The 12172-nt window shown below is 69.6% G+C and carries 10 protein-coding genes; 5 read left to right on the top strand and 5 right to left on the bottom strand.

The genetic code is table 11. The annotated features are described in order from the left end of the window. The first annotated feature begins 54 nt into the window (after positions 1–54). Genes tssJ through tagF form a run of 4 tightly spaced genes read left to right on the top strand, consistent with a single transcriptional unit; the run spans position 55 to position 6339 of the window. A complete protein-coding gene (gene tssJ, locus BLS74_RS05885; RefSeq protein ID WP_170855512.1) occupies positions 55–1314 on the top strand; it encodes a type VI secretion system lipoprotein TssJ in 1260 nt (419 codons plus the stop codon). Then, positions 1311–2438: a DotU/TssL family secretion system protein gene (locus tag BLS74_RS05890; RefSeq protein WP_139191643.1), complete on the top strand. Its 1128-nt coding sequence runs from the start codon at positions 1311–1313 to the stop codon at positions 2436–2438. The genes tssJ and BLS74_RS05890 overlap by 4 nt, the downstream gene beginning before the upstream one ends. Beyond that, complete coding sequence (tssM, locus tag BLS74_RS05895) at positions 2435–5758, top strand: type VI secretion system membrane subunit TssM (protein WP_170855513.1); 3324 nt, start codon at positions 2435–2437, stop codon at positions 5756–5758. Before BLS74_RS05890 ends, tssM begins: the two co-directional genes overlap by 4 nt. Beyond that, positions 5752–6339: a type VI secretion system-associated protein TagF gene (gene tagF, locus BLS74_RS05900; protein WP_093103683.1), complete on the top strand. Its 588-nt coding sequence runs from the start codon at positions 5752–5754 to the stop codon at positions 6337–6339. Before tssM ends, tagF begins: the two co-directional genes overlap by 7 nt. On the opposite strand, the gene BLS74_RS05905 is transcribed toward tagF, so the two are convergent. The 5 genes from BLS74_RS05905 to BLS74_RS05925 form a co-directional block, all read right to left on the bottom strand. Next, the gene (locus tag BLS74_RS05905; RefSeq protein WP_093103684.1) at positions 6303–7043 is read right to left on the bottom strand and encodes a PP2C family protein-serine/threonine phosphatase; all 741 of its coding nucleotides are present in this window, start codon (positions 7041–7043) and stop codon (positions 6303–6305) included. The genes tagF and BLS74_RS05905 overlap by 37 nt on opposite strands. After that, positions 7025–8290: a type VI secretion system-associated FHA domain protein TagH gene (tagH, locus tag BLS74_RS05910; RefSeq protein ID WP_170855514.1), complete on the bottom strand. Its 1266-nt coding sequence runs from the start codon at positions 8288–8290 to the stop codon at positions 7025–7027. Before tagH ends, BLS74_RS05905 begins: the two co-directional genes overlap by 19 nt. Beyond that, on the bottom strand, positions 8277–9791 hold the full coding sequence (locus tag BLS74_RS05915; RefSeq protein ID WP_093103687.1) for a serine/threonine-protein kinase: 1515 nt from the start codon (positions 9789–9791) through the stop codon (positions 8277–8279). Before BLS74_RS05915 ends, tagH begins: the two co-directional genes overlap by 14 nt. A gap of 14 nt (positions 9792–9805) precedes the next feature. After that, positions 9806–10678: a Tll0287-like domain-containing protein gene (locus BLS74_RS05920; protein WP_093103689.1), complete on the bottom strand. Its 873-nt coding sequence runs from the start codon at positions 10676–10678 to the stop codon at positions 9806–9808. 61 nt (positions 10679–10739) lie between these two features. Then, positions 10740–11699 (bottom strand): FecR domain-containing protein, encoded by a 960-nt coding sequence (locus tag BLS74_RS05925; RefSeq protein WP_093103690.1) that lies wholly within the window; start codon positions 11697–11699, stop codon positions 10740–10742. A 356-nt stretch (positions 11700–12055) separates the two neighbouring features. Here BLS74_RS05925 and BLS74_RS05930 point away from each other — a divergent pair. Beyond that, positions 12056–12172 (top strand): aspartate 1-decarboxylase (locus tag BLS74_RS05930; protein ID WP_139191644.1); only part of this gene is annotated, 117 nt, incomplete at its 3' end.

Below are 12172 nucleotides of genomic sequence, written 5' to 3' on the forward strand. Positions count from 1 at the left end.
CGCCGCTGCGCAGCGCCGAGAATGGGATGCGATCGCCAGTGGAGGGCTTCACACATGAGACGCCAGGCCGCTCCCAAGTCGAATAGCACCGCAGCCGAAGGCGAAGGTACTCCAATGCGTCGCCGTCGCCGTCGCCTTCTTGCCTGCCTCGGCCTCGTCCCTGTGCTGTGGAGTGGGGTCTGCCACGCTCAGTCGCAGGCCAAGGTCGAAGCCCCCAGGCAACGCCGAGTCGCACTCGTGATCGGCAACGGTCGATACCCTGAAATTCCGCTGAACAATCCCGAGCACGACGCTCGCCTGGTTGCGCAGACCTTGCGTTCCCTCGACTTCGAAGTGGGCGAATATCTCAATCTCAATGCCCGCGACTTCAAGCGCGTGCTGCGGGAATTCGCGCGCCGCATGGACGACGATCAGGTCGCATCGGTTTTCTACTACGCCGGCCACGGCGTACAGATCGGCGGGCGCAACTACCTGCTGCCGGTCGATATCGCGCTGCGCGACGAGGCCGAAGTGCGCGACGAGGCCATCGACATGCACGAAGCGCTGCTCGCGCATGTCGACCGGGTGCGTCCACGCGCCCGCATCTTCATCATCGACGCCTGCCGCAACGACCCCTTCGCGGCGCGCAGGCGATCGCGCAACGCCAACGGCCTGGCCGAGATGGCGGCGCCGGGTGCCCTCATTGCTTTCTCTGCAGCCCCCGGCGGGATCGCCGAGGACGGCCCGATCGGGGGCAACAGCATCTATACGCGCCACCTCGCCACCGAGCTGCGCTCCACGGGCGTCGAGGTCGAAGAAATGATGAAGGCGGTACGCATCAAGGTGCTGCGCGACACCGCTCAGCGCCAGATCCCCTGGGTGAACACCTCGATGGTCGTGAATTTCATGTTCAATCCCGGTGCGGCACCGGTACTGGCCGGGCCCAAACGCAACCTGCAGTTGCTCGTGCAGGCGCAGCGCAGCTTGAACACCGATGCACGCAACGCGTCGGCCTCGCTGGCGCTGCGGATTTATGTATTGCGCGATGCGAGCGGATTCGAGAAGGCGAGTTTCGACAGCCTCTACGACGATGACGAGGCGACCCTCGGGTCGAATGTGCTCGTGCGCCAGAGTCTGCACCTGCGCCCTGGCGAAGCGCGCGAGCTGGCCCTCGAGCTGAGCGGCGACGCGCGTGCCGTCGCGGTGTTCGGTGCGTTCCGGGAAATCGAGCACTCGCAGTGGCGTGCCATCCTGCCCTTGCCCGTCGGGACGCTGGCGCCGCGCGCGCGCGTCGACGCGCAGGCGCGCCAACTGCTCATGGGGTGGGCGAAGTGAAGCGGCCCGGCGCCGCGCCCGCATCGCCGGCTTTCGGCGGGCCGGACGGCGTCGACGAGCCGGCCGCTGCGCGTGCGTTGCGCGCCCAGGCGCTCCCCCTCGTGGCATTGATGGCCGGCTTGCGAGACGCGACGCCCGCCGACCCGGCCGCGCTGCGCAGCACGCTGGCTGCAGCGGTGAACCGTTTCGAAGCGGATGCACGCGCGGCAGGCGTCGACGAGGCCGGCATCGCGGCCGCGAGCTACGTGCTCTGTGCCTGGGGCGACGAGCAGTTCGGCTCGGCGCCCTGGGGTGCGCAAGGCGCCGGACTGCTGCAGCGCTTTCACGGCGAAGCCGACGGCGGCGACAAGCTGTTGCGCCTGCTGACGCGGCTCGCCGAAAAGCCGCGCGAGTACCGCGCGCTGCTCGAACTCTTCCACACCTGCCTGAGTCTCGGGCTGCGCGCGCGCATGGTCCTCGACAACCGCGAACACGAATCCCTGCGCACACGCGTGCACCTCGCGCTGCAGCAGGTGGCGCCGGTTCCGGCGTTGGTCGCCCCCTGGCACTGCGCGGCAGCGGCCGCCAGCCCGCCGCGGGCGCCACGCGTCGCGTTGCCGGCGGTCCTGCTGCTCGGCGTGCTGGCCTTGGGCGTCTACAGCGCCGGCCAGCTGCAGCTTGCGGCGCGCGTCGACGGCGTGCTGGCATCCTTGCAGCAACTCGTGCCGGCAAGCACCGCCACGGCGGTGCCAGTGGCGGGCACGCCGACGGCGCCGCCGCGGCTGGCCCCGAACCTGCGTGACGACATCGACGCCGGCCGGTTGTCGGTCCGCGACGAGGCGCTGCGCAGCGTGGTCGTGGTCAGTGCCGACGCGCTGGGCGACGCCACCGGCCCGTTGACGCGCCTCGGCGCAGCGCTCGCGAAGCTGCCGGGCAAGGTACTTGTCGTCGGCTACACCGATGGCAGCGATCCTCCGACGGCCCGCACGCCCTCGGCCTGGCATCAGGCGATGGAATGGGCGCGCGGCGCCGCCGACGTCTTGCGGCCGCAACTCGGCGATGCGCGGCTCGCGGTCGAGGCCCGCGTCGACGTCACGGCCGGCAAGCCGCTGCGCCGGGTCGAGATCGTCCTGTTCCCGGAATGAAGGCGTCGACCCGCTTCGTGCAAAGCGCCGTGAACCTCGGCGCGGCAGGCGCCCTGCTGTGGTTCGCGGCACCGCTGCTCGCCTTCGGCAACTGGCATCCCTTCGACGACATGCGCACACGCGTCGCCTTGCTGGCGCTGGTCGCGCTCCTGCTGCTCGGTCTGGGCGGGCTGCGGGTGCTGCTGGCCCGGCGGCGCAACGAGCGCCTGCTGAAGGGCCTCGAATCCGGCGATGCCAGCCCCGAACTGAGCCAGCGCTTCCGCCAGGCGCTCGCGATGCTGCGGCAGGGCATCGAGGCGAAGGGTACCCAACGCTGGTGGCAGAGCCGGCGACAGGTGCAGCAGCTGCCCTGGTACCTGATCATCGGTGCGCCCGGGGGCGGCAAGACCACGGCGCTGTTGCATTCGGGTCTGCGCTTTCCGCTCGCCGAACGGCTCGGGCGCGACCCGCTCGCGGGTACCGGCGGCACGCGTCAATGCGACTGGTGGTTCAGCCAGGACGCCGTGTTCATCGATACTGCGGGACGCTACACGACACAGGACAGTGACGCCGCGGCCGACGCCCGGGAATGGCAGCAATTCCTCGCGCTGCTGCGCCGGCACCGGCCGGTGCAGCCGATCAATGGCGTGATCATCAGCGTCAGCGTGCCCGACCTGCTGCACGGCGGCGCGGAACTCGCGCGCCAGGCGGCTGCGGTCGCGGCGCGCCTGGACGAACTGCGCCGCGAGCTCGATCTCGCCTTTCCGCTCTATCTGCTGGTGACCAAGGCCGACCTGCTCGCCGGCTTTGTCGAAACCTTCGGCGATCTCGACGCCGCGCAACGCGAGCACCTCTGGGGCCTGGTGTTCGACGCCGATGTCGCCGGCATCCCGGTCGATCTCGCGCCGCGCCTGGCCGACCTCGCGCAGCGCTTGGCACGGCGCGGCCCCGAGGCGCTGCAGCATGAACGCACGCCGCAGCGCCGCCTGCCGATCTACGCCTTCGCGGCACAGTTCGAAGCCCTGCTCGCACCTCTCGAAGGATTTGTGCGCAAGGCCTTCGCCGGCATTGCCGCCGAACCGGCGCAGCGCCTGCGCTCGATCGCGCTGACGAGCGGCACCCAGGAGGGCAATCCGATCGACCGGGTGATCGGCGAACTCGCACGCAGCCACGGCCTGGCGCTGAAGCCGCTGCCGCGACCCGACGCCGGCGGCAAGTCGTTCTTCCTGAACTCGCTGCTGAAGCGCCTGGTGATCGCCGAAGCGCCGCTGGCAGGTCAGCGGCTGGAGCGGCTTCGTTTGCGTCGGCGAGCCGCCGTGTTCGGCGCCGGCTTTGCCGGCGCCGCTCTGCTCGCCGCATCTGCCCTGTGGTGGCAGAGCTACCGGCGCAACCTCGACTATGTCGACACGGTGCGCACGCGCGTCGAGCAATTGACCGAGCGCATCGGCTCGCTGGAGTCGGCAAGCCTCGAGCAGGTGTTGCCGCTCTATTCGCTGCTCGAGCGCCTGGCCGCGAACGATGGCATCGATCCGAACGAACCGCCCGCCGGCTTCGGCTTCGGGCTGTTCCAGGGGCCGCGGCTGGGGCGCTCGGCGGAGCAGGCCTACCGCGAGATGCTCGATCGCAGTCTGGCGCCGCTGCTCATCGAGCGCTTGCGCCGCGACCTGCGCGAGGCCGAGGACAGCGCGACGCGTTACGAGGCGCTGCGCGCTTCATTGATGCTCGCCAGCCCGGCGCGGCTGGTCCGCGGCGAGTTGCGACCCTGGGTCGAGCAGGCGCTGGTACAGGCGAGCGGCGCCGGCGAACGCGTCGAATGGGCGCGCCATGTCGAGACCCTGCTCGAGCGCAGCGGGCTGCCCGAGGCGATGCGCTCCGACGATGCCGGGGTGCGCGCGGCGCGCAGCGCCCTCGCGGCGCTGCCGCTGGCGCAGCGCGTGCACGAGCGCTTGCTGCGACGCGTTTCCGACCCCGAACCGGCGCAGGATCTGCCGACGCGCCTCGGCGCGGCCGGCGCCCTCATGTTCGCAGCGTCGAGCGCCGGGCCGATGCCCGAGCATTCAAGTGCCGGCGACTGGCGGCGCAAGCTCGTGCCGGCGCTCGAGGCGACCTTCGATGAGCTCGCGAACGAGGCGGACTGGGTGCTCGGCGACACCGGCAGCGAAGTACGGCGTCTGCAGAAGGACCGCGTCTGGCGCGACGAAATCGCCGCGCAGGTCGGCAAGCGCCAGGCCCAGCGCGTGATCGCCGCCTGGTCGCGCCAACTCGATGCCCTTGCGTTGGCGCCCGGCACCGATGCGGATGGCGCCGCGCGCCAGGCCACAGAACTCACGGCGCCCGATTCGCCGCTGCGCCGCCTCTTGACACGCCTGGCCGACGAGTTCAGCGCGACCTCCCAGGGCGGCAGCACGGCCGAGGCCGCCTTCGATGGCCTGCTTCGGGCCCGCTTCGGCGCGCTCGGCGACTACGCGGCAGGTGCCGGGCCGCAAGCGCTCGACCGCCTTCACGCCCTGGCTACGGCCAAGCGCGACGAGGCTGCCAATGCCGAGCTCGACGCGACCTTGCGCGCCGAGGCCGCCCGCGCGCCGGTCGCGCTGCGCAAGGTCTACATCGGCCTCGGGACCTTGATTCGCTCGCGCGGCGGCGCCAAGGCAAGTTTCGACGCCGCGCTGGCCGAACTCGCGCAGACCTGCAGCGCGTTGACGCGCGAGCGCTTTCCGTTTGGCGCCGCCGCGTCGCGCGACATGGCACCGTCCGATTTCGCGCGCCTGTTCGGACCCGGCGGCCTGTTCGACGAATTCCGGCGCAACCAGTTGAGCGAACGCGTCGACACGTCGAGCCGGCCTTGGAAAGCGCGCAGCTCACCCGTCGATGCGAGCATGCCGGGTGCATTCGAGCAGGCGGCGGCGATCGGTACCCTGTTCTTCCCCGGGGGTGCTCCGCTGCCCGAGCTCAAGCTGCGCCTCACGCCGCAGCGCATGGATGCCGAGCTGCTGCAGTTCAGCATCGATGTCGATGGTCAGCTGCTGCGCTTCGAAAACGGCCCGACACGTTCCAAGGAACTGGTCTGGCCGGGACCGGCGTCGACGCAGAAAGTGCTGATGCGCATCTTGCCGCCCGGCCCCGCCGGGGTCGGCGCCGAAGTCCATGAAGGTCCGTTCGCCTGGCTTCGGGTGCTGTTGCGCGGCGACTGGAAGGGCGAGCGGGGCGCGCCAGCGCGGCTGGCCTTTGTCGTCGACACACGCACCCTCGACGTCGAGGCGAGCGCATCCGGCGCGCCCGACGCCGATATCTGGACCCTCCGGGAGCTGGCACGTTTTCGCTGCCCGCAAGCGACATGGTGAAGTTGCCGTCGCGTCGCGTGTCCTGGTACGGCAAGCTGCCCGCGCGCGGAGACTTCGTCGGCCGTGGCCTGCCGCCACGCTGGCGCGGCGACTGGGACGGTTGGCTACAGCGCGGCCTCGCCCTCGCCGCGACGATGGTGGACGGCGCCGCGCTGCGCGAACGCCTTCACGCCTTCGCGCCGTGGCGCTATCTGGCGCTGCCGGCGCCCGGCGAGATCTGGTGCGGCATCATCGTGGCTTCGCACGATCGTGTCGGACGCGCTTTTCCGTTGACGCTGGCCGAACGCTTTGCCGCGCCGGCGTCACCCGACCAAAGCGCTGCACGGCTCGCGTCGCTGCTTGGCGCGGCAGCAGAAGGACCCGAAGCGCTCGAGGCGGCGATCGCCGCCTTGCCGCCGCGCTCCGAGCAGGAATTCAAGCCAGCCGAGGCCTGGCCGTCGCAGCCGGCCAGCCTCTGGTGGCCGCTCGCCGCTGCGCACGATGTCATTCCCCGGGCTGCGGCCTGGCCACCGGAGCCGGCGCTACTGCTCGAACTGCTCGAAATTCAACCCGCCGCGCACCAGATCGCGAGCGCCGAATAGTTGTCCTGGTCGCTGCGGTCGGCTTGCTGCACGCCCGCTTCGAGGCGATCGAGCCAGGCCTGGGCGCCGCTGCAGTCGACCACGCTGCGCGCCATCGCAACATCGTCGAAGGCCGACCACAGGCCATCGCTGCACAGCAGCAGCGCATCGCCGGAAGCGAGCACCTGAGGCGTTTCCAGGACCTCGAAGTCGAAGCCTTCGGGCGAGCCGAGCGCCGAAGTCAGCTGCCCCGAGGCGGCGGCGGTCGCACTCAGGCCGGCGTCGCGCAAGCGCTGTTCGAGGCTTTGATCACGCGTGCGCCCGAGCAATCGGGCGTCATGCCAGCGGTACAGGCGCGAGTCGCCGGCATGGGCCCAGAGCGCCGCGCCGCTGTGAAGATCGAGCAGCAGCACCACGATGGTGGTGCGCATGTCGGCCGTCAGGGTGCCGGCAACCTGTTGCGCGACGACTGCGCCGTTGGCCCCCTGGACAAGCCACTGCAGCGCGTTGAAGCTGACCTCGGGATGGAGCGCGAACGCTTCCAGCACATGCGTCACGGCGGCGCGCGACGCCGTCTGGCCGCCGCCATGCCCACCAGCGCCGTCGCACAGAACGGCGACAAGGGAACCCGCGCCTTCCCAATAGCCGAAGGCATCTTCGTTGCACTCGCGCCGCCCGGCTTGCGACAGCGCTGCGAGCGAGACGGTCAACGCGCGCTCGGCCATGGATCCTCCGGCGGCGCGGGGTCGGCGTCGGCATTGACGCGCGACTGGGCTTCATAAGCGCGCAGGAATTCGCGTCCAAAGATGGTCTCGAAGTCGTCATCCAGGTGCTCGAGCAATTGGGCGTGCTGCATGCGGTGGCGATGCCAGAGGGCCGCGGCGCGGAGCAAGGGAACGCGTGAAATACCGTGCGCCGGCCCCTCCCCGTTCTCGGCAGCCTCGGGACCCAGCCGGGAGAAGAGCTCGAACACTGCCGCGCGCATGCCGGCCACCATCGCCACCTGGTGCACCAGCAGGTCGTGATGCGCGTCGTGCAACGCCGCCACCGGGTCGAGGAAGCCAGGGCTCGCGTCACGCTGCAGCATTCGAGTCAAGGCTTCGGCCGCGTCCGGCGAGAACTTCAGGGGGTTGTTCTGGCGCGGCGCGATGTGCGTACCTTCGGCGCGCATTTGGCGCTTCGCGACCGCGCGGCTTTGCAGCAGCGCAAGCGTGCCCTCGGCCGTGGCCCGCAGCAGCGCACCGAGGTGTTCCATCCACTCCGGCGTGAGCGGCGCGACCTCGGCGCCCAGGCCAGCGCCGCGACCGAAAGCCGCCGCAAGCTCACGCAGTTCCGGCGACATGTCTGCCGAACGCGAATGGGCCGCCGCGGCGGGCGCGGGCCGTGGTGTCGCTGCCGGCAGAGAGACCTGCACGAGCGGCGGTGCCGGTGGCATCGAGGGCGCACTCGGCGTTATCGATGTGATGGTGCGCACGACATGCCGGCTCGTCTGCCACGACACCACCGCGCTGGTTGCCGCAGCTTCGGCCGAAGGTGCAAGGGCCGGCAGCGGGGATTCGGCAGCGAGCGGATCGAGCGCTTCGTCCAGGTCGAACCAGCGATCCAGGCGCGAGCGCTGCGCAGCCGTCGCCGCCACGGGCTCGACGGCGAGCTCGAACCCGCCGATGCGCAAGCGGTCGCCCACCAAGAGGGCCCGTTCGCCGCCCGGGTCGAGCTGCATGCCATTCACCCACAAAGGTGCGGTGCTGCTGATGCAGCGCACGCGCGCGGCCTGGCCGGCCACGATCACTTGTGCATGCTGGCGCGACACAAGGCGCAGCGGGTCAGCCAGCACCAGACCGCAATCGACGGAGCGGCCGATCGTGAGGCCCTCGGGCGGCAGCGGAAGCGCCGTCGCATCGGGTTCGGTGGCGCCGGGTCGGCGCGTGACACGCAGCTCGATCACGGCGCGCTCGAGTTCAGCCGAGGGCACGCCACAAGTCGGCCTGCACACGGCGGGCATCGACGTTCGGCATGAGCTGTTCGACCACGCTGGCGACGAACTGCTCGCGGGTTTGCGACTTCGCAGCGCAGCGCTTGGCGACGACCCGCGCAATCGGTCCCAGCGAGGAAAGGAGTGCGGCGGCCGCCTTCTCGACATCCCCCTCGCGCATCGGCTCGCCGCTCGGCGCTTCGCCCTCGACCTGGGTGGCCTGGAAATGGGTGGCCGCTGACGGGACCGCGGTACCGGTGCGGGTGCGCGGCGCGCCGGCCTTGGCCAGGAAGCGCTCGCGCGCTTCAAAATCGACGATCGCACTGGCGACGGCCTGGCGCACTGCCGCCAGCGAGGTCAACCCGCGCGCGGCGCGGCGCACCAGCACGCGAGCCACCGGGCCGACATGCTGGGCCAGTTCGCGTTCGACCTCGGCCAGCGCCGCGGTGTCCCATCCGGTGGGCACGGGGACCGAAGGCGGGCCGGTGACGGGCAGCGGCTTCGAGGGCGTCAGGGGCGTCGTCGCCGGGTCGGGTGTCCACGGCACCGATGTCGAGCTCGGCCTAGAGGGCGCGGACGGGTCGCGCTCCTTCCCAACGGCCGGCTTCGCCTCGGGGCCTTTGAGCCGAGGAGCGAGCAGGATGTTGGCTGGGAGCACATCCGGCACCGCCTCCGTGGCGAGCGCCAGCAGCGCGGTTCGCATTTCCATGGCGCTCGAGTAGCGCTGCGCCGGATCCTTCGCCAGCGCGCGGTCGAGCACCGCGTCGAAGGGCTCGAGCGCGGCGTCCTTCGTCACCTCGCTCAGCGGCTTGTGCGGCTCGTAGACGATTTTGTACATGATCGCGTCGTCCGTGCCGACGAATGGCGTCGTCCCGCTGAGCATCTGGTAGAGCAGCACGCCCGCCGAGAACACATCGACGCGCCGGTCGACGTCGCTGTTGGTGTACTGCTCGGGCGCGATGTAGCCGGGCGACCCGATGACGGAAGTGCCACGGGTCAGATTCGACGATTCGGTCCGCGCAATACCGAAATCGGTGATCTTCAAGCGCCCGTCATCGGCGATCAGCAGATTCGCCGGCTTGATATCGCGGTGCACGATGCCGCGCTCGTGGGCGTAGTGCAAGCCGTCGAGCAGTTGCAGCATCAGGCACAGCACCTGCGACACCTCGAGCTTGCGCGGAGCCTGGATGTAATCGCGCAGGTTTCGCCCGGCGACGTACTCCATGACGATGTAGGCGCAGTCGTTGTCTTCGCCGAACTGGTAGACCGAGACGATGTTGCGGTGCGTCAGCCGCCCTGCCGCCTTGGCTTCCACGCGAAAGCGCGCCGCCACGCTCGGGTCGTCGTCGCTCGAGTCGAGCAGGCGACGGTGGATCGTCTTGATCGCCACCGGACGGTCGATGGCCGGGTCATGCGCCAGGTACACCATGCCCATCGCACCCGAGCCGACCACGCCGCGGATCGGGTACGGACCGACATGGGATGGGATGGGTGCGGACATACGCGCGGTGAACCTCAGGTGTCGAGCATCTTGATGGCGTGATCGAGGCTGTGACGCATGCGCGCGAACGATTGCGCCAGCGTCCCGATTTCGTCACGCCCATGCGTCGCGAATTCCGGGACATCGAGCTCGCCCAGGCTGACGCGGTTGGCCAGCTTCGACAGCGCCGTCACCGGTCGGATCACGAGCAGGTAGAGCATCAGGTTCAACACGATGCCGATGGCCACGAAAATGCCGATGAGCGAAGCCATGAAGACCTTGAAGGCCTGCTCGGCGCGCGCCAGCGGCACCGCCATGGGCACCGACACCACCTGTGCGCCGATCACTTCATTCAACTGCCAGCCGAACCCGTTGGCTTGACCGTACTTGTCGATCAGCGTGCGCGGCGCTGCCTCGACCGTGCTGTGGCATACCAGGCAGGCGGCGTTCGTGATGCGCAACGGGCGCGCGATGTAGAGCGAGCGCCCGGTACCCGACTCGCGCTCGCCAACGAACTCCTTCTTGTCGGCCTGGGTGCGAAAACGATTCACGATGTCGGCTTCCCAGTCGGCCGCCCGATCGCGCGGGTTGGTCGGATTCAGGGTCGCTTCCTTGTAGGTGTAGTCGGGGAAGCTCTTGGCCAGCGTCGCCAGCACTTCGGTGGCGGAGTAGGCCGGCACCGTCTGGGGCAGGAAGGTGTACTTCATCTGCGTTTCGAGCAGCGGGCGGATCTGTTCGTTGGTGTAGGTGCGTACCGCCACCGCCTTTTCCATCGTCAGGCGCGCGTGGTTGAGCACTTCCTCCTTGGCGTTGCTTTGCAGCAGGTCGTAGGAAACCTTGCCGGCGCCGACCACGCCGGCGACGAAGACGACCAGGAAGATCAGGTTGAACTTGAATAAGAGGCGCATGTGGTTCTCCAGTCCTGGCTGTCTGTAGTCGCTGAGTTGCGGCAGGACGCGCGACGGTTCACTATGGTTTACCCGAGCCGGCGCCGGTGCCCGCCGCAGCGGCCGCCGCAGCGGCGGCGGCCCGGGCGGCTTGGCGCGCGGCCTCCCGCGCGCGCCGACGCTCGGCCTCTTCGGCCAGGCGGCGCGCATAACCCTCGGGGTCTGCATAGGGTTCCCATTCGGGATGCCGCGCCAGCTCGGCCTTGGCCGCCGCGCGGAAGCTCAGGTCGGCGGCTGCACGCGAGCGCCACAGCGGCAGCAGCGGCAGGCGCAGCGCCGGTTCGGTGCGCAGCCAGGCGGCCACATCGGTGTAGGCGATCTCGCCGAGCGCCTTGGGCGCGACATTGCGCTTGGCGAACTGCTCGCCGCGCGCCGGCAGCCGGTCGCGGAACTGGCGCGGCACCTTGGCCAGGAACTCGGGCGTGGCACGCCGCGCGACCGTCGGTGTGGCACCTTCACGCCGTTGTGCGAAGTCGCCGCCGGCCAGTTGGGAGATCGTCTGGGCGCCATCGCGCAGCGTCAGCTTGGCGGCGCCGCTTTCGACGAACACCTCGTACTGCGCGCCGGTCGTGTAGACAACGGTGTTGGCGGTTTGCGTCGCGATCTCGAAGGTGGGGCTTGCGTAGCCGAAGGTCCCGCTGCTGCTGGTCTTGAGCCAGCCCTGGAGCAGATACAGCGGCGGCGCCGCGAGCCCCTTGCCAACGCGAGGCCGCAACATCAGTCGCGTCGATTCACCGATACCGACAAGGACGCCCCCGGGAAGTTCGATCTGGGCGAAAGCGCCGGGCGCTGTCTCGATGATGTCCTGCTCATTCAACGCCACGCCCTCGGCCAGCGTGTAGCGCGTGGTCTGGCGGATCAGCGTGGCGCCGCCTTCGACGATGCCGACGACGCTGGTGGATTGCGCCCAGGCCAGCGACGACGCGAGCAGGCTCGCGATGCACAGCAGGAAAGACCCGAACGATATCTTGGTGAGCCGCAAGACGTAACTCCCTTGGCATCATTGAATCTGGTTGTCAACCAATGTGACAGCACCATGTTACCCAAGTCCCCCCGCGCTGCGTTCGTATTTTTCCGAACTGAAGTACTACATCAGAGGGGGTAGCCCGACGTCGATTGCGGCGCTACTCGAGTCGCTTGCCATCGCGTCCGCCGGCTCGGAGAATTCCTTCCTGCACCTAGGAGTCCGCGCGGCAGAAGTTTTTCTGCGCGGAGGTGAACCCCGCGTTGAGTTCGTGCACGGCGAGGAAGCGTTGGCGCTGCGCCTTGGCTGATGCCGAACGTCCCGGACAGGGTCTACTTGGCCTGCCAGAGGCGAGAGGCACACGTGCCCCCACTATGGGGGCCTCATCTGACCATCTCCACCGCGCCACCGTCACCGATTGCGAGCTTCACTACGAGGGCTCCTGCGCCATCGACGAAGACCTGCTGGAGGCCGCCAACCTGGCGGAGAAC

Source organism: Variovorax sp. CF079, assembly GCF_900101545.1.
GTDB lineage: Bacteria > Pseudomonadota > Gammaproteobacteria > Burkholderiales > Burkholderiaceae_C > Variovorax.